This is a genomic window from Streptomyces sp. NPDC015171, from assembly GCF_043079545.1.
In the GTDB taxonomy this organism is placed as follows: domain Bacteria; phylum Actinomycetota; class Actinomycetes; order Streptomycetales; family Streptomycetaceae; genus Streptomyces.
The window spans coordinates 55870-73409 of the sequence record NZ_JBIBUO010000028.1 but is presented as its reverse complement, the minus strand read 5'-3'; the positions used below and the strand labels follow the sequence as shown (position 1 = coordinate 73409).

Sequence of the window (17540 nt, the reverse complement as noted above, 5' to 3'; positions counted from 1 at the left end):
GAGGCGGCCGTCCGGCCCCGCGGCGGGGGGCGGGGCGGCGGCGCCTCCCCGCGCCCCCCCCGCCGCGCCCCCCCCCCCCCCCCGCCCCCCCGCCCCCCCCCCCCCCCCCCCCCCCCCCCCGGGGGCCCGGTGGCGCGCGCCGTCCCGTCCGCTCAGCCGGTGTCTCAGGGCTCAGGGCCTCAGGGGCTAGGGGCTCGGGTGAGGGGCGGGCCCGGTTCCGGGTTCGGTACGGGCTCGGGGCCCGGTGGGATCGGGGAGGGTGAGGGCTCCGGGGGCGGAGGCGGTGGCTCCGGTACCGGGCCCGGTTGCGGAGGCGGGGCCGGTTCAGGGCCCGGTTCCGGTGGCGGAACCGGGCTGGGGTAGGGATCCGGCGGGGTGGGACCCGGGGCCGGCGGCCGGCCCGGGGTGGCGGGGTCGGGGTACGGGTGCGTCATGGGGTGCCTCCGGGCGGTCGCGGGCCGTCGCCGCTCGACCACTTCTCCGCGTACCCGGGCGCCGCCGCGCCACTCACCCCGTCGCGCGGCCCGCGAGGACGCGGATCAGAACCGTCCCGGGTGCGCGCGCAGCCAGTCCTTGGCGGCCTCCAGCAGCCGCGGATCGACCGCCGGGGCCTGCTCGGGGTGGCGCTCGGCCCATGCGACGACGTACGGGCACAGCGGAGCGACCGGGACGCCCTCGCGCTCGGCGAGGGCGTACAGCTCGCGGGCGAGCGAGCCGGCGATGCCCTTGCCCTCGTGGGCGGGCTCGACGATCGTGTGGACGGGGACCAGAGCACGCGCGGGCGACTCCAGGACGAAGTACTCGATGCGGCCGACGACTTCACCGCCGGCGACGGCTTCGAGGCGGCCCGCCGCACGGTCGTCGCGGATCTCGGTCTCACTCATGGCCACGCACGCTCCTGGTCCTGGTCCGCCGGTCAGGCCCGCACGGCCTGCGGGCTGCGCCGCTGGTCGGATCCGGGCACCGGCTCCGACGGGTCGGCGCCGAGCGACACGATCCGGTTGCCGGCGTCGACGTGGACGACCCGGGGCCGCAGCGCGCGTGCCTCCGCGTCGGTGACCTGAGCGTAACTGATGATGATCACCAGGTCGCCGGGGTGGACGAGATGGGCCGCCGCCCCGTTGATCCCGATGACCCCGGACCCGCGCTCCCCCTCGATGACGTACGTCTCCAGCCGGGCGCCGTTGGTGATGTCGACGATGTGCACCAGTTCCCCGGGCAGCAGGTCGGCGGCGTCGAGCAGATCGGCGTCGATCGTCACGGATCCCACGTAGTGCAGGTCGGCCTGGGTGACGGTGGCGCGGTGGATCTTGGACTTGAACATCGTGCGCAGCATGAGGAAACTCCCGGTCTGTCTGCTCCCTGCCTGCGTGCGCAGGTCAAGGGCGGTCCTCGGGAGGCTACATCGATTCGCGTGGCCGGTCAGCCGCTGCCCGAAAACCCGCACCGGCCCGTTGCGGCATTCTGACTCCGTGCCAGTCCCCGACACGCGGATCGGCCCTCGGATCACCTACTGCGGCCCCGCGCCCGGGTCAGCTGTTTCCGTTCGATGATGGTCGCGACGGCGCGCAGCCAGGTGGCCGCTGTGTCGTCGGCGGCGATCCCGCCCGCGATGTCGGTGCCGGCCCGCAGCCACTCCCGTACGACGGCGGCCGCCTCCCGGCGGGGCAGGGGCTCGGGCAGTTCCGCGGCGCGGGCGAGTCCGCCGGCGCGCACGGTGTCGGCGAGGAAGGCGACCGAGCGGGGCTCGGTGCCGAGGCGGTCGAGGACGACGGCCGCGGCCGCGGCGCCGTCGCCGAACAGGGCGGTGCGCCGGGGGCCGGGCTCGGCGCCGAGGCCGTAGCGCAGCAGGACGGTGATGTCGAGCCGGGCCAGCTCGTCGTCCGTGCGGTCCGGCGGGTACGGGGCGTCGTCGTTCATGGCGGGACCTCGGGTGTTTCGTATCGTCTCGGCTGACTTGGTCCGCCGCGGCTCAGCCGACGGTGACGGTGTAGGTGATGCGCTCGGGTGACTGGGAGGGGGCGGGCGATGCCGTGGCCGGGGTGACGGAGGGGGCGGTCGTCGCGGGGGGCAGGGCGGAGGTGTTGCCCTGGCAGGTGGTGAACGTGCAGTGCAGCAGCGTGAAGCGGGTGGTCCCCTTGCCCTTGGCCTCGAAGGTGAAGGTGAGCCGGCCGCCGGCGCCGGCCGCCGGTTCGCCGCCGGAGTCCGGCGCGTAGTGCCGGCCGCGGCTGACCAGCACCGAGCTGTCGGGCTCGGGGTCGACCAGGTACCAGTATTCGCGGGTGGAGGCGTTCTGGTCGACGGTGAGCGTGAAGCGCTCGCCCGGCTCGGCGGTGATGCTGGTGTCCTTCACCGGGTGGCTCGTCGTGCGGCTCGTGCCGCCCGCTCGATGGCTCGCGGTGCTCGTGGAGCCGCCGGCCGGTTCGTCGGTGCCCGAGCCGCAGCCCGTGGCGAGAGCGAGGAGCGCGGCGGCCGCGATCGCGGCACCGCCCCTGCTACCGCGGAAGATAGACGCTGTACGCATCGGGGAGATCACTGGTGGATGCCTTGCCCATGTGGCCGTTGATGAAGTCGTCCTCGCTGACCCAGGTGGTGGAGCCCCAGGGGTTGTACACCTGGAGCTTGTCACCCTCCTGGGCGATGATGGTCATCGCGTGGGCGCCCTCCTTGCCCTTGACGTCGACCGGCACCGGCCGTCCCTGCGCCACCGACTTCTCGACGTCGGTGAGGACCGCTCGGCGGTCGTCGGCGCTGTTCAGGTCCTGGCGCTCGTAGTCGCTGCCGGTGGCACCGCCGACGGCGGTGTCGTTGATCCGTTCCTGCCCCTCGGGGCCCATGCCGCCCCAGTTCTTGCCGCCGTCGCCTTCGGTGTGCAGCCGGTGCTGTTCGGCCACCAGGCGCTGCTTGAAGGCGTCGGGGTCGTCCTGCTGCCCGTCGGGGCCGCCGGTGAGGCCGAGCGCGTAGAGGGGGTCGACCATGGCGCGGGACGTGACGGTGGACGAGGCCACGCAGGTGCCCTCGGAGCCGTCGCCGCCCTGGATCCACCGCTGGCCGTCGAACGTGACGTAGTCCTTGTTGTTGTTCGAGCCGTCCGGGGCCAGACCCTCGTCCTTCATGCTGTCCGCCACGGTGACCACCGGAGTGAGGTGCCGGCGCAGCCAGTCGGGGTCCTTGCCGTGGATCTTGTTCTGGAACGTCCCGATCTCGGCGACGCTGTGGCCGGCGGCCAGGGCCTTCATCAGGTAGGCCCGCTCCTGCGGGCTGTCCGACTTCGCCAGCATCCGCTCCATGGCCGTCTCGTCGTCGAGACCCAGCAGGTCCATGCGCGCCGAGGCGCGCGTCAGATCGCCGGCCGTGAGGATCTCGTTCAGCTCGGTGTCGGCGCCCGCGACGCCGGTGTCGGCGAGCATCAGCTTGTCGACGGCGGTGAGTTCGCTGGTCTCCATCTTCCCGGCCCGTGCCTCGGCGGCCCACTTGTTCAGGTCCCGGGCCGCGACGCGGGTGGCCTCCTGGGCGTCGGAGACGGCGGCGTGCATCAGGTCGACCGCGTAGGAGCCGAAGTGGGCGGCGTTCTTGCGGTCCCACTCCTCCTCGTCGTTCTCGTGCAGGTCGTCGAAGAAGCCGTCCTTGCCGCCGAGCGTCTTCTTCTGCTCCAGCAGCTGTCCGCGGCCCTGCTCGTCCTTGCGCTGCGCGGCGCCGATCGCGTCGGCCAGCGTCAGCAGCACCGTCGCGCAGCCCTGGAAGGCCTCGCGCATCTGGGTCACGGAGCGTCCGGCGGCGTTCACCACATCGGAGGCGAGGACGCTGGTGTCGCCGACCCACACCTCCGGAAGGCCCTTGCGGCCCACCCGGTCGACCTGGTCGAAGACGCTGCCGACCTGGTCGAGCTGGCCGCGGTAGAGCATGGCCAGGCCCTCCAGCACGCCCGGGTCGCCGCCCGGTCCGGGTACCGAGAGCGCGTTGTCGATCAGGTCGAGCAGCTCGTTCTTGCTTCCGGCGCCGAGCATCTTCTTGGACAGCCCGGCGAGCCAGGCGAGGCGGAAGGACGGGGATTCGAGGGGGGAGACGAAGAGCGACACGGGCCCGTCCTCAGTAGCCGGACAGGGCCGAGGTGCGCCCGCCCCGCGTCGATGTGCCGGTGAGGCTGCTCGCGCCTCCGACGTGGACGCTGTCCGCGTGCGTCTTCACCAGGCCGTCGGTGCCGTGGTAGGTCTTCTTGGCCAACTGCACCTTGGTACCTAGCTCGTGCAACGCCGACGCCAGTGTCTTGGCCTCCGCCTCCCAGGCCTTGACGAACGCGTTCAGCGCCGACGCGGCGTCGTCGCCGCCGGCATCGCCGTACGAGTAGGTCGAGCGGGACTTGACGGCCGAGCCGACGCCGTCCATGTCCGCGCCGGCGGCGTCGAGTTGCTGTGCCTGCCCGGTCATGCCTGATGTGACCTGGTAGCCGTCCGAGCCCACCGTGCCTCCCCCGTACGCGCTCGATCGTGACCGCGGGCAGGCTAACACGCAGCGCATATACGAAAATCGCACGTCAGCCGCCGTACACACCTCCTCCACATCACCCGCCCCCCAGGGCACGCACGAACGTCCGAGCGCCGCGGCCCGGCGACCCCAGGGTGCGCCGGTACGAGGCACCGCGGTCGGCGGCCGGGCTCCGCGGTCCTGGCCGCACAGTCGTCCGTGCACCGACGGGTGCCGCCCGATGAGCCGGCCGGTCCGCTGGAGCAGGGCTCGACGGGCTGCCTGCGGCCCTCGTGGAAGATCATGCCGCTCTCCTTGACGAACGCGACGGCAGAACCGCCTTCTCATCCTCGCCGTCGCCGGAGGTCATCCACCGGTGGCGGCCCCGGTGCCGGCCTCGTCGCGCGACGCCGGTTCGGACAGTTCGCCCCGTCCGGAAAGCTCCGTCCACAGGTCGAGGAAGGCCCGCAACGGCGCGCTCGGCCGGGTGCCCTGCCGCCAGACGAACACCTTCCGCAACCGGATGGCGGGCTCCACGGGTACGACGACGAAACGCGGGTCGGCGGCGAGAACCGGACTCGCGTGGGAGGTCAGCGCGATACCGATCCGCTCCGCGACCAGCGCGACCTGGAGGGCGACGTCGTTCGTCGCGTAGGCGATGTCCAGCCGGAGCCCCTTCGCGGCGAAGGCCGCACGGATGAACGCGTGCACTCCGCTGTCGGGGCCGTAGCTGATGACCGGGCTGCGGACCGCCTCGTCGAAGGTCATCGGACGATTCGCCGGCCGGCCTCCGGCAGGGAGGACCGCGACGATCCGGTCCTCCAGGAGCACCCGTGACGTGACGACGGCGGGCTCGCCGTCCGGCGGGCCCGCGACCACGGCCGCGTCGATCTCCCCGTCGCGGACCTTCGCCAGCAGGGACGGGCTCGACGCCCCGATGAGACTCACCGCGACCTGGGGATACCGCCGGTGGTACTCCCCCAGCAGCCGGGGAATGACGGTGCCCTCCAGGCCGCCGACGGTCCCCAGCGCGAACGAGCCGCCCAGCAGACCGGAGCGGTCGGCGAACTCCAGCACGGCCGACGCGGCAGCCGCCAGACAGGCGCGGGCGTGCGGCAGCAGGGCGGCGCCGCCGGAGGTGAGGACCACCTGCCGGGGCAGCCGTTCGAACAGGGGCTCGCCCAGTTCCTTCTCCAGGGCCTGGATCTGCTGGCTGATCGCGGGCTGCACCACATGACAGCGCACCGCCGCCTTGGTGAAGGACCGCTCCTCCGCCACCGCGACGAAATACTCAAGTGTACGGAGCTCCATGACCGCCAAACTATCAACTCCGCCGCAGGTGAGGCGGGTTGTGGCCGCCACCGGCCGAGCCGGTCCGCGCCCGGCACGACGGCCCCGGAGCCATCAGTGCGGGTGACCGATGCCATCACCGCTGGCTATTGGACGTGCGCGGCCGGTGTGCCGAGGCTGGTGACGGACTGTCGGCCGGCCCTGCGGCCCCGGCGAAGGGCAAGGACGGACCCATGAGACCGACGAGGACGACGAGACCGGTGAGAGTGACCGTCGTGGGCGGCGGCATCGCCGGGCTGACCTGTGCCCTGAGCCTGCACGCCGCCGGCTTCGAGCCACGGGTCTACGAGGCCGCGCGGACGATCGAGGCGGTCGGCGTGGGGATCAACCTGTTGCCGCACGCCGTCCGGGAGCTCTCCGAGCTCGGGCTGGAGGCCGGTCTGGCCTCCGTCGCGCTGCCGCCGCACCGGCTGAGCTACCACGACCGGACCGGCGAGAAGCTCTGGGAGGAGCCGCTGGGACGCGCGGCCGGATACCACTGGCCGCAGTACTCCGTGCACCGCGGCCGTCTGCAGATGCTGCTGCTCTCGGCGGTGCGCGAACGCCTGGGGCCGGACTCGGTCCGTACCGGCCTGTCGTTCCGGCGTTTCGAGCAGACGGCGAGCGGTGTCCGCGCCCACTTCGACGACCGGTCGAGCGGCCTGCCCGCGGTCGACGACGCCGACGTGCTGGTCGGCGCCGACGGCATCGACTCCGCGGTCCGCGCCCGGCTGTACCCGGACGAGAGCCCCCCGAAGTGGAACGGCGTCCACATGTGGCGGGGGGTCGCCCGCCATCCCCGCTTCCTCGACGGCCGTTCGATCGTGGTGGCCGGTGGCACCCCCGGCGCGAAGTTCGTCGCCTACCCGATCGAGGACGCCCCGGCCGCGGGCGGCGAGGCCCTGGTGAACTGGGTGCTGGAGGTACGGCACGGGACGCCCGCCCCGCCCCCGGACGAAACGGGCCGTCGCGTCACGGTGGCGGAGGCCCGCGCCGGGCTGTCGTCCTGGGACCTGCCGTGGATCGACCTCGGCACACTCGCCGCACGCTCCTCGGCGGTCCTCGAGTACCCGATGCTCGACCGCGATCCCCTGCCGCGCTGGAGCTTCGGCCGCGTCACCCTGCTCGGTGACGCCGCACACCCGATGTTCCCGATGGGCATGAACGGCGGGTCGCAGTCCGTCGTCGACACGCGGGTGCTTGCCTGGTGCCTGGCCCGCGAGCACGACCCCGTGGCCGCGCTCCGCCGCTACGACGGGATGCGCCGGCCGGTCGTCAACGCGGTCGTGCTGGCCAACCGGGACCTGGGACCGGAAGAGATCATCGCGCGGGCCGAGGACCACGGCGGGGCACTGCCCGCCGGGCAGGCCGAGAAGATCGCGACCGACTACAGGACGCTCGCCCAGGCCACCGCGGCCCAGGTCAACACCCACCCGTCCTGGACGGTCCCGCGCCGCGCCGCGGACCCGGCCCGCTGACGCGACCGGTCGTCGTACCCCGCCGGCGCCCCGGCGGACCCCGCCGCGCGGGACAACCCACGGCGACCACGTCGTGGCGGGCGCCGTCTCTGTCCGCGCACGGACTGCGGCCCGTGCCTTCACTGCTGTCGGAAGTGGGTCTGCATGGACGGGACGGGCCGGCCGGGTTTCGGGGAGGTGCTGCGTGGTCACCGCCGCGCGGCCCGGCTGACGTTGGAACAGCTGGCCGAGATCTCGGGGGTCAGTGCCCGGACCCTGTCCGACATGGAGCGCGGACGGAGCAGGGGGCCCCAGGTCCGGACCGTGACCGCGCTGGCGGATGCGCTGAAGCTGGACGGGAGCGGTCGCACACGGCTGATCGAGCTGGCGCGCGACGGCCGGCTGCGGGACCACTGGACGCGGCGCAGCGGGCTGTGCGAACTGCCCCGTTCGGTCGAGGACTTCACCGGGCGCACGGGGGAACTGATCTGGCTGAGCGAGCTGGTGTACGCCGAGAGCGCGCCCGGCGTCGGTGTGGTGGGCCTCGTCACCGGCTCCGCCGGCCTGGGGAAGACCACGTTCGCCGTCCGCGCCGCTCATGCCGTGCGGCCGAGCTTTCCCGACGGGGTGCTGTTCCTCGATCTGTTCGGCATGTCCCAGCGGCCGCTGGCCGCCCAGGACGCGCTGGGGCTGCTGCTGCGCGCGCTCGGCGTCGCCGACCAGCACGTCCCGGGCGATCCCCAGGAGCGCGCCTCCCTGTACCGGTCACTGCTGCGGGACAAGCGCGTCCTGGTCGTCCTCGACAACGCCGCGTCGGAGGAACAGGTAAGGCCGCTGCTGCCCGGAGGGGGCGCGAGCAGGGCGCTGATCACCACGCGGCGGCTGCTGGCAGGTCTGGAGGGGGTCCGCAGACTCGCCCTGGGCCCCATGCCCTTGCCCGAGTCCAGGGAACTGCTGGCCGGGATCCTGGGCGAACGTTCCGCGCGCGACGGGGAGTCGACGCTCACCCGGCTGGCCGAGTCGTGCGGCGGGCTGCCGCTGGCGCTGCGGATCATCGGGAACCGGCTGCTCAGCCGCCCCGGTTGGGACGCCGCCGAGCTCGCCGCCCGGCTGGCCGACGAGGAACGCCGGCTCGCACAGTTCACGGCCGGCGACCTCAAGATCGCCAATGCGTTCGGCATGTCCTACGAGCAGCTCGCGGACTCGGCACGCCGGGTGTTCCGGAGCCTCGCCGTGCTTCCCGGCCGGGACTTCGACGCCGCTGTGACGGCCGTCGCCGGCGGGGTGCCGATCGAGGACGCCTGGGACGCCCTCGACGAGCTGGTCGACCTCGGCCTCCTGCAGGACAGCGCCGAGGGCCGCTACCGCTTCCACGACCTCGTCCGTCTGTTCGCCCGCGAGCGGCTCCAGGAGGAGGAGACGGCTGCCGGGCGGCGGGCGCTGTCGGAGCGGGTGACGTCGTGGCTGCTGCGGATGGCGACGATGTCCGGGCGGTGGTTCGAACCCGGCTACGGCCGTCCTGACCGACCCGACCCCGACCTGGCGGCCCAGAGCTCCGCCGAGGAGGCGGACCGCTGGCTTCGGAGCCATGTGGACAACTGGCTGGGCGCGATGCGGGCCTCGGTCGGCGACCGGCCCTCCCTCGTCCTCGACTGCGCCGAGTCGATGCACTGGTACTCCGAACGCTGGGTGCACGGCCCGCACTGGCACGAGGTCTTCACGCTCGGCGCGCAGGCCGCGGCGGCCCTCGGCGACCTGGCGCAGCAGGCGACCCAGCTGAACTATCTGGCCTGGCTGCACTCGGTGCCGCCGCGTGACCCGAAGGCCATGCTGGGGTATGCCGCCGAGGCCCTGGAGCTGGCCACCAGGGCCGGTGACATGGCGCAGACGGCCTGGTCGCACGAGTACACGGGGGCGGCGCTGCATGTGCTCGGACAGCTCGACGAGGCGATCGTGATGTCGCTCCGGGCAGCGGAGATCTTCAAGGGGCTGGACGACATGGACAGCTACGTCCAGAGCCTCGCCAGCGTCGCCAACTGCCTTCGTGACGGCGGGCGCCATGAAGAGGCCCTGGAGCAGTACCTCGCCCTGCTCGCGCTGATGGACGAGGGCACGGGGATGACAGCGAGCGTCGTGGCGCACAGCCGGCCCTTCGCGCTGATCCGTGTCGGCCAGTGCCTGGGGCACCTCGGCCGCCGCGCGGAGGCGATCGTCACGCTCGGCGAGGCGACGGACCTGCTGGACGGGCTCCGGGTGTCCGACTACCGGCATGCCACGGCTCTGGAGGCACTGGCCGCCCTGCTGGCCGAGGACGGCCGCGCCGGCGAGAGCCGCCGCGCCTACGTGCGGGCGGCCCAGATGTTCGAGTCGATCGGTGACACCGGGGCGGCCGGCCGCTGCCGGACCCGGACGGGTGCCGCTTCCTGACGCGCGGGCACCGGCGATCGCCGGGCTTCCCGCGTTCGCGGCCCAACAGGAGCGCCGCGGCCCGACAGGGCAGGAGCGCCGCGGCCCGACGGGGCGATCCGGGCGGCCCGACGGGCGTCCGGGCGGCCCGACGGGCGTCCAGGCGGCCCGTCGGGCATCCGGGCGCGACCTGGGACGTCCGCGGACACCGGCCGGTGGTGGCGGCGTTCGCCGCCCCGGACGACCGAGCCGTGCTGCCCGGCGGGACATCCTGCGGCCCGTGAGGCTACGCGCCCCAGGGACCGGGGGTCAGCGGTCCGGCGTCCGCACGGCCCGGTCGTCCTCCGCACCCTCCTCGTCGCCCGGCACGCCTGCCTCCGCACCGGGTCGGGGGGCGAGCGGCTGCGCCGCGTACGTGATGCGGATGACGCCGTCGGCGTGGCGTCCGGCGTGCGCGCGCACGCCGAAGACCTCGGCCAGGAGCCGCGGGGTCAGCACGTCCAGGACCGGTCCCGCCGTCACCACCGCTCCCTCGTGCAGGACCACCAGGTGGTCGCAGAGGCGGGCGGCCAGGTCCAGGTCGTGCAGGACCGCCAGCGTGGTGACACCGGTGGCCCGGATCAGGTCCAGCAGCTCGAACCGGGCGCGGGTGTCCAGGTGGTTGGTCAGCTCGTCGAGCACGAGCAGCCGGGGGTCCTGCGCCAACGCCCGTGCCAGCAGCACGCGTTGGCGCTCGCCGCCGGACAGCGAGGCGAAGTCGCGGTCCGCGTAGGGCCGTACACCGCAGCGGTCGACGGCCTCGGCCACGGCCCGGTGGTCCTCGGCGCCGTCGCGTCCCAGCAGCCCGTGGTGGGGTGCGCGGCCGAGGGCGACGATCTCGGTGACGGTCAGGCCCGTGGTGTCGCCGGTGGCGTCCTGGAGGACGGCGGCGGTGCGGCGGGCCGCGGTGCGCGCGGACAAGGCCCATACGTCGTCGTCACCGACCCGGACCACGCCCTCGGCCGGGCGCAGCGAGCGGTAGACCGCGCGCAGCAGTGTGGACTTGCCGCTTCCGTTGGGGCCGACGAGGCCGACGATGTCGCCCTCGCGGGCCTGCAGGCTCACCCCGTGCAGGATCGGAGTGCGGTCCAGGGCGACGCGGAGCCGGTCGACGGTGAGTTTCATGCTTCAGTCCAGGCCCTTGTTGCGGCGCAGCAGCCACAGGAAGAAGGGGGCGCCCAGCAGAGCGGTGAGGATGCCCAGCGGGAGTTCGTTGGGGCGGTCGAGGGTGCGCGAGAGCAGGTCGACGAGGACCAGGTAGAGCGCGCCCAGCAGGGCGGTCAGCGGCAGGAGCCGGCGGTGGTCGGCGCCGAGGGTGAGCCGGACCAGGTGCGGGATCATGAGGCCGACGAACCCGATGCTGCCGGCGACGGCGATGACGGTTCCGGTCAGCAGCGCGCTGAGCACCAGGAGCAGCGCGCGCAGGCGGTTGACGTCGACACCGAGCGCGGTGGCGGAGTCGTCCCCGGCCAGCAGGACGTTGAGGCGCCGGCCGAACAGGGTGAGGAGGGCGGTGCCGGCCAGCACCACCACGGTGACCGCCGGCAGTTGGTCCCACCGGGCGCCGGCCACGCTCCCCAGCATCCAGAACATCACCGTCCGCAGCTCGGTCGGTGTCGCCTGCAACTGCACGTAGCTCGTCGCCGACAGGAAGACGTAGCCGACGGCGACCCCGGCGAGGACCAGCCGGGTCGGGGCCATCCGGCCGCGGCGTCGGCCGAGGGCGAAGACCAGCGCGCCCGCCGCCACCGCGCCGAGGAAGGCCGCGGCCGAGACCCCGAGTCCGGCGAGGGCCGCGCCCGAGCCCAGGGTGATGACCAGGACCGCGCCGAGCGTGGCACCGTAGGAGAAGCCGAGGACGACGGGGTCGGCGAGCGGGTTGGACACCACGGTCTGGAGTACCGCACCCGACACGGCCAGGCCGGCGCCGACCAGGGCCGCCAGCACCACCCGGGGTGTGCGGAAGTTCCAGACGATCTGGTCGGCCGCCGGGTCGCCCGCGGCGCCCCGGCCGGTGACGTGGTGCCACACGATGCCCCATACGTCGCCGAGCGGGAGGGTGACCGCGCCGATGCTGATCGCCACGGTCATGGCGGCGGCCAGCGCGACGGGCAGGAGGGTGAAGGCCAGGGTGACCCGCAGCCGGTCCGGCCGGCTCAGAAGGCGTCCGGGTGCAGCGCCTTCGCGATCTTCTCGACGGCCAGGTCGTTGCTGGGGCCCAGGTACATCGAGTCGGACAGGACCACGTACGTGTTCTTCTCGGCGGCCGGCCACTGGGGGAACTCCTTCAGCAGTTTCCTGGCGTAGGCCGCCGGGTCGGGGTCGTTGTAGCCGATGACGACGAGCGCGTCGACGTCGGTGGCGGCCACCTTCTCCTTGCTCAGGTCGGCGAAGGAGGTCCTGGAGGCCGAGGCGAAGGCGTTCGTGCCGCCGGCCTTGGCGAGGATGTCGTTGTAGATGCCCTGGGCCACGACGGAGCTGAAGACGTTGCCGCCCATGGACATGTTGGAGAAGAGCACCATCACCTTGGGCGCCTTCTTGCCCTTGACCTTGGCGGACACCTCGTCGATGCGCTTCCGGGAGGCGGCGATCAGCTTCTCCGCGCGGTCGGAGACGTGGAAGATCTTCCCCATGTCGCGCAGCAGCGTGTAGCTGTCGGCGACGGTCATCTTCGAGGTGTCCTGCTTGCAGCCCTGCGGGGAGACGTAGGTGCGGGCGGCGACCTGCTCCAACTGGTCGCGGGTGGCGAAGCCGTTCTTCTCGTCGAAGCCGTACGAGGTGGTGGACAGCACCAGATCCGGGCGCAGGCCGAGCATCGCCTCGCGGGGGATGTCGTAGGCGTCGTTGAGTTTGATGTCGCCGGTGGGCAGGGCCTTGACGGCCTCGGCCCGGCCCGGCACCTCGCTCATGCCGTAGGACTGCTCGTTGGCGACGATCCTGTCGCCGAGACCGAGGGCGAGGAGCGTGGAGACCTCGGCGACCGAGGCGCCGTTCATGACGACCACCCGGCCGGGGGCCTTCGTGAACGTCTCGGTCCGGCCGCAGTTGTCGATGGTCACCGGGTATCCGGCCCTCGATCCGGCGGCACCGGTCCGCTCACCGCTCGCCCTCTTGTCCGCCGGGGAGCCGGCGCACGCCGTCGTGACCAGGCAGAGGGCCGCGGCCAGTGCTGTGGCGACCGGCCTTTTGAGGGACATGCTGGCTCCTTGCGTGCGGGGCTCGGTGGTGTCTCGTAGCAGTAGTCGTGGCGGTGCGGCCGTGAGTTCCCGGCGCGTCCGCGCTACTCGGCGGGCGGGACCGGACGGGGTACCGCGCGGCCCGGTGCGGGCAGTTCTCCCGTGGCCACGCACCGGTCGAGGTACCGGAACACCAGGTCCCGGCCGACCGGCGGGCAGGTGATGCCGCTGCCGCGCAGCCCGTTGCGCAGGTTGCCGGCGTGGACGTGCCCGAGGCGCAGATCGGGGGCGTCGCCCCCGGCCGTCTCGTGCGCGTCGAAGAAGGCCAGCGTGGTCGCGGCGGCATCGGCGGACCGGGGCAGCGCGTCGCGCCACCGGGGCAGCGGCAGCCGTCGCACGCGGTAGCCGTACTCCTCGACCCAGTCGTAGAGGTCGCTCAGCCGTAGCCGCGGTGCGGCCGCGTGGTGGAAGACGGGGCCGGCGGCGCCCTTGAGGCTGAGATGGACCAGGGCCGCGGCGATGTGGTCCACCGGCGTCCAGATCTCGTCCTCGAACAGCTCCGGGACGATCCCTGCCGGGATGCCGGCCCGCAGCACGCTCCACAGGAAGTCGCGGGCGTTGACGTATCCGGTGCCGACCGGTCCGACCACGCGCCCCAGGCGGTGCACGGTGACCGGCAGGCCGCGCTCGGCGGCCTGTTCGAGGAGCCGTTCGGAGGCCCACTTCGACTGCTGGTAGCCGGACCGCAGAGCGGCGTGCGGCGGCAGGAACGCCTCCGGCACCTCCGGGCTGCGGCTCGCGGGCGGGGCCACGGACAGCGTGGAGACGTAGTGGAGGGGGACGGCCCGTGGCGCGGCCAGGCCCAGCAGGTGCCGGGTGGACTCGGTGTTGGCGGCGCGCAGGGTGCCGTACTCCCGCATGATGCTGACCGCCGCCGCGTTGTGGAAGATCGCGTCGCAGGTGCCGGCGAGTTCGGCGAGGGTGTCCGGTGCCAGTCCGAGGGCGGGGCGGGCGAGGTCGCAGGGGACGGCGGTGATGCGCTTTTGCACCGCGTCCGGGAGCGTCAACTCGTGCTGTTCCAGGGCTCGTTCGACGCGGTTCAGGGCCTCGTCGGCGGTGCGTGCGCGGACGGCGCAGACGATCTGGGCCTCCGTGGCGGACAGGAGTTCCGCCAGCAGGTGGACGCCCACGAAGCCCGTGGCACCGGTCAGCAGGACGCGCCGGGGATCGGCCGGTTCGCGGCCGGCGCCGGGGCCGGGGCGGATGCCCGGGTCGAGGACGGTGTCGGCGAGCAGGGCCGTCGGGAGGCCGGCGGCGGCGGGCGCCCGGTCGTCGAGGAAGCGGGCGAGCGCGGCGGCCGTGGGGTGCTGGAACAGCCAGGCGACCCGGATGTCGCGGCCCAGCTCGACGCCGAGCCGGTTGGCGGCCTGGATGGCTTGCAGGGACTGGGCGCCCAGGTCGAAGACGTCGTCGTCGCGGCTGATCCGCTCCGCGCCAAGGAGCCGCTGCCAGACCCCGGTGATCGTCCGCTCCAGCGGGCTGCCCGCCGCGGGACCCGACGGCGCGGCGGGCCGGTTCAGCGCCTGCCGGTCGATCTTGCCCGATCCCGTGCGGGGCAGACGGTCGTGGACCGCGACCGCGGCGGGGATCAGCGCCGCCGGCAGCGTCGTCCGCAGGTGCTCCCGCACCTCGGCGGCGGACGGAACCGGCGGGTCCGCGACCAGATGGGCGGCGAGGCATCGGGTGCCGTCCGGCAGGATCTGCCCGACGACCGCGGCCTCCCGTATGCGGGGGTGGGTCAGCAGGGCGCTCTCCACCTCGGCGGGATGCACACGATGGCCGCTGATCTTGAACTCGTCGTCCGCCCGGCCCCGGAACCGCAGTTGGCCGTCCGCGCCGATCTCCGCCAGATCGCCCGTGCGGTAGGCGCGGGGGCCGCCGGGAAGCGCGGCGAGGGGCGCGAAGCGGGCGTCGTCGCACGCGCCGGCCCCTCGGTAGCCGAGGGCCAGGTTGTCGCCCAGGAGGTACAGCTCCCCGCCGACGACGGCGGCCCGGGTGCCGGGCAGCGGCAGCCCGATCGGTACGTCACCGGGGGCGAGCGCCGGATCGTGCAGCTCGGCGACGGTGGCGACCACGGTCGCCTCGGTCGGGCCGTAGGTGTTGAACAGCGCGACCGACGTGCCGACGGCCTTGCGCCAGCGCTCGACGCGTTCGGGGAGCGCGGCCTCGCCGCCGATGACGACGGACCGCACCCCTTCGGGCAGGACGGCCGCGCCCGTCGAGAGCGTGTAGGCCAGTTCGTGCCAGTAGGCGGTGGGCAGGTCCAGCACGCTGACCCGCAGGCGTGCGCAGTCGGTCAGGAACCGCGGGACCGACTGCGTCATCTCGTCGGTGCGGATCACGAGGGTGGCACCCGCGCACAGGGTGAGGAACAGCTCCTCCACGCTGGCGTCGAAGTGCGGCGGCGCGAACTGCAGGACCCGGTCCTCGCGGCGTATCCCGTAGCGCTGGGTGGCCCCCGCCACGAAGTGCGCCAGGGCGCCGTGGCCGATCTCGACGCCCTTGGGCCGGCCGGTGGAGCCCGAGGTGTGGATGACGTAGGCGGGGTCGTGGGCCGACGGCGGTGGCGGGGGCGGGCCCGGGGGCGCGTCGGACCGGTCGACGGCGCCCACGGCGTCGACGGCGAGGACGGGCGAGGACGGGTGGGCACCCGCCCGGGCTGAGGTCGTGAGGACGAGGGCGGGCGCGGCGGTGCTCAGCAGCCGCGCCGTCCGGTCGGCGGGGGCGGCGGGGTCGAGGGGGCAGTACGCCGCGCCCGACAGCAGTACACCGAGGACGGCGGTGACGGCGTCGATCCCCCGGGGCAGCGCCACGCCCACCAGGTCGCCCCGGCCGATGCCGCGGGCGGCCAGCCGGCCGGCGAGGTCGCGCGCGGCGCCGAAGAGGCGGGCGTAGGTGACGCTGTCCCCGGCGTGCTCCACGGCGACGGCTCCGCCCCGCCGTGCGGCTTGCTCGGCGATGAGGCTCACCACCGGGCGGGCGGGGGCGCGCAGCGGGCCGCCGTCCAGGACGGGTACGGCGGCCGGAAGCAGCGGCCGGTCGGGGCCCGCCGACGCCTCGTCGAGCAGGGCGAGCAACCCCTCCTGGAACGCGGCGGTTTCCTCTTCCGTGTACAGGTCCGGGTTGGCGTCCACCGCGATCCGCAGCCCGGTGCCGTCGGAGCGGTCGTACACGTTGACGGCCAGGTCGTCGACGGGGCCGGCGGAGACGTTGTGGACGGTGCTGCGGTGTCCGGCGAAGCGCAGGTCGTACGCGAAGGGCATGATGTTGACGCCGGGCCCGGAGAGTCTGCGCCGGCCGCCCACCAGCCTCAGGTCGCGGCGCAGTTGCTCGTAGCGGTAGCGCTGGTGCGGCAGACCGGCGCGGAGTTCGCGGGAGACGCGGGCGGCTAGGTCGCGCAGGCTGTCGTCGGCGAAGACGGCGACGCGCAGGGGCAGGATGTTGCGCACCATGGCCGGTACGCGCAGCGACACGGAGCCGAGGCGGCCCATGGCCGGCAGGCTGAGGACGATCTCCGGCGCCCCGGTGAGCCGGTGCAGGTGGGCCGCGGTCGCGGCGAGCAGCACCTCGGACCAGGTCACCGACAGCTCACGGGCGACCGTGCGCAGGGTCTCGGCCCGGGCGGCGTCGAGGTCCGTGACACGGCGGTGGAAGGTGCGGGCGGGCAGCGCCGAGCGGCCGGCCGCAGTGGCCACCGCGGGGCGGTCGGCGTACCGCTCGGTCCAGTAGGCGCGGTCCTCGGCGTACCGGGCGGACTCCCGGTAGGCAGCTTCCTCGGCGCGTACGGACTCCAGGGTGCCGAAGCCGCAGGCGGGGACGGGTTCGCCCGCCATGAGGGCCGTGTAGACCTGGGCCACCCGGCGGGCCACCAGGGAGAGGCCGAAGCCGTCGAGGGCGATGTGGTGGACGCGGTGGTACCAGAGATACCGGTCGTTCGCCGTCTTCAGCAGGGCGTGGCCGAACACGGGGCCGCGGGTGAGGTCCGCCGGACGGGCCATGTCCGCGGCCATCCAGGCGAGCGCGGCGGCGTGCGGGTCCGGTTCGGCGGAGAGGTCGGCCGTGTGCAACCGCCAGTCGGAGGCCGGGGTTTCGGTCTCCCAGGGGCGGCCTTCGCCGTCCGTGACGTAGGTGACGTTGAGGGCCTCGGTCTCGGCGACGACGTGGCGCAGCGCGGTGCCGAAGACGGCGGCGTCCACCGGGCCGGCTATCCGGACGTACTCGGCCGTGTTGTAGGCGGGGCTGTCCGGGTCGAGCTGCTGGCCGGTCCAGATGCCTTCCTGGGCGGCCAGCAGCGGGTGGCGGGGCACGGGTTCAGGTGTCGGCATGCGCCGTACCTCCCTGCCGTTCGGCCAGCAGCTGCCACCACTGGGCGAAGGAGGTGCGCTCGGCGAGGTCCACGAAGCCGACGTCCGCGCCGGCGGCCCGCCACCGTTCGATCAGGGTGACGATGCGCAGGGAGTCGAGGCCCGCGTCCAACGGGGCCTCCTCCAGGTCGACTTCGTCGGGCCGCAGGTACAGGAATTCCGCGAGGTCGGCGCGGAAGCTCTCCTGGGTGAGGGGTTCAGGCATGGGTTCTCTCTACGACGATGGACTTGATGGCGGTGCCGGT

General features: G+C 73.8%; 14 protein-coding genes. 2 read left to right on the top strand and 12 right to left on the bottom strand.

The window, feature by feature from the left end; all coding sequences use genetic code 11:
* Nucleotides 1–539: 539 nt before the first annotated feature.
* From ACF073_RS39235 to ACF073_RS39205, 7 genes are all read right to left on the bottom strand, one after another.
* Complete coding sequence (locus tag ACF073_RS39235; protein WP_392076307.1) at nucleotides 540–884, bottom strand: GNAT family N-acetyltransferase; 345 nt, start codon at nucleotides 882–884, stop codon at nucleotides 540–542.
* Nucleotides 885–916: 32 nt separating this feature from the next.
* Nucleotides 917–1336: an aspartate 1-decarboxylase gene (gene panD / locus ACF073_RS39230; RefSeq protein ID WP_392076306.1), complete on the bottom strand. Its 420-nt coding sequence runs from the start codon at nucleotides 1334–1336 to the stop codon at nucleotides 917–919.
* Nucleotides 1337–1506: 170 nt separating this feature from the next.
* Nucleotides 1507–1920: a hypothetical protein gene (locus ACF073_RS39225; RefSeq protein ID WP_392076305.1), complete on the bottom strand. Its 414-nt coding sequence runs from the start codon at nucleotides 1918–1920 to the stop codon at nucleotides 1507–1509.
* A gap of 52 nt (nucleotides 1921–1972) precedes the next feature.
* The gene (locus ACF073_RS39220; RefSeq protein WP_392076304.1) at nucleotides 1973–2524 is read right to left on the bottom strand and encodes a protease inhibitor I42 family protein; all 552 of its coding nucleotides are present in this window, start codon (nucleotides 2522–2524) and stop codon (nucleotides 1973–1975) included.
* On the bottom strand, nucleotides 2496–4079 hold the full coding sequence (locus tag ACF073_RS39215; RefSeq protein ID WP_392076303.1) for a peptidoglycan-binding protein: 1584 nt from the start codon (nucleotides 4077–4079) through the stop codon (nucleotides 2496–2498). The genes ACF073_RS39220 and ACF073_RS39215 overlap by 29 nt, the downstream gene beginning before the upstream one ends.
* A 10-nt stretch (nucleotides 4080–4089) precedes the next feature.
* The gene (locus tag ACF073_RS39210) at nucleotides 4090–4428 is read right to left on the bottom strand and encodes a hypothetical protein (RefSeq protein ID WP_392076302.1); all 339 of its coding nucleotides are present in this window, start codon (nucleotides 4426–4428) and stop codon (nucleotides 4090–4092) included.
* Between the two features lie 402 nt (nucleotides 4429–4830).
* On the bottom strand, nucleotides 4831–5775 hold the full coding sequence (locus ACF073_RS39205) for a LysR family transcriptional regulator (protein ID WP_392076301.1): 945 nt from the start codon (nucleotides 5773–5775) through the stop codon (nucleotides 4831–4833).
* A 239-nt stretch (nucleotides 5776–6014) separates the two neighbouring features.
* Between ACF073_RS39205 and ACF073_RS39200 the strand changes: the two genes are divergently transcribed.
* Both ACF073_RS39200 and ACF073_RS39195 read left to right on the top strand, forming a co-directional pair.
* Nucleotides 6015–7271: a flavin-dependent oxidoreductase gene (locus tag ACF073_RS39200; protein WP_392076300.1), complete on the top strand. Its 1257-nt coding sequence runs from the start codon at nucleotides 6015–6017 to the stop codon at nucleotides 7269–7271.
* Between the two features lie 144 nt (nucleotides 7272–7415).
* Nucleotides 7416–9677, top strand: coding sequence for a helix-turn-helix domain-containing protein (locus tag ACF073_RS39195; RefSeq protein WP_392076298.1), 2262 nt, complete (start codon nucleotides 7416–7418; stop codon nucleotides 9675–9677).
* A gap of 288 nt (nucleotides 9678–9965) precedes the next feature.
* Here the strand turns inward: ACF073_RS39195 and ACF073_RS39190 are convergent, their stop codons facing one another.
* From ACF073_RS39190 to ACF073_RS39170, 5 genes are all read right to left on the bottom strand, one after another.
* Nucleotides 9966–10820, bottom strand: coding sequence for an ABC transporter ATP-binding protein (locus ACF073_RS39190; protein ID WP_392076297.1), 855 nt, complete (start codon nucleotides 10818–10820; stop codon nucleotides 9966–9968).
* Between the two features lie 3 nt (nucleotides 10821–10823).
* Nucleotides 10824–11786 (bottom strand): FecCD family ABC transporter permease, encoded by a 963-nt coding sequence (locus tag ACF073_RS39185; protein WP_392076296.1) that lies wholly within the window; start codon nucleotides 11784–11786, stop codon nucleotides 10824–10826.
* Nucleotides 11787–11851: 65 nt separating this feature from the next.
* Entirely contained in the window at nucleotides 11852–12892 is a 1041-nt protein-coding gene (locus ACF073_RS39180) for an ABC transporter substrate-binding protein (RefSeq protein ID WP_392076295.1), read from the bottom strand.
* An 83-nt stretch (nucleotides 12893–12975) separates the two neighbouring features.
* The gene (locus tag ACF073_RS39175; RefSeq protein WP_392076294.1) at nucleotides 12976–17256 is read right to left on the bottom strand and encodes an amino acid adenylation domain-containing protein; all 4281 of its coding nucleotides are present in this window, start codon (nucleotides 17254–17256) and stop codon (nucleotides 12976–12978) included.
* Entirely contained in the window at nucleotides 17243–17500 is a 258-nt protein-coding gene (locus tag ACF073_RS39170; protein WP_392076293.1) for a phosphopantetheine-binding protein, read from the bottom strand. The genes ACF073_RS39175 and ACF073_RS39170 overlap by 14 nt, the downstream gene beginning before the upstream one ends.
* Nucleotides 17501–17540 lie beyond the last annotated feature (40 nt).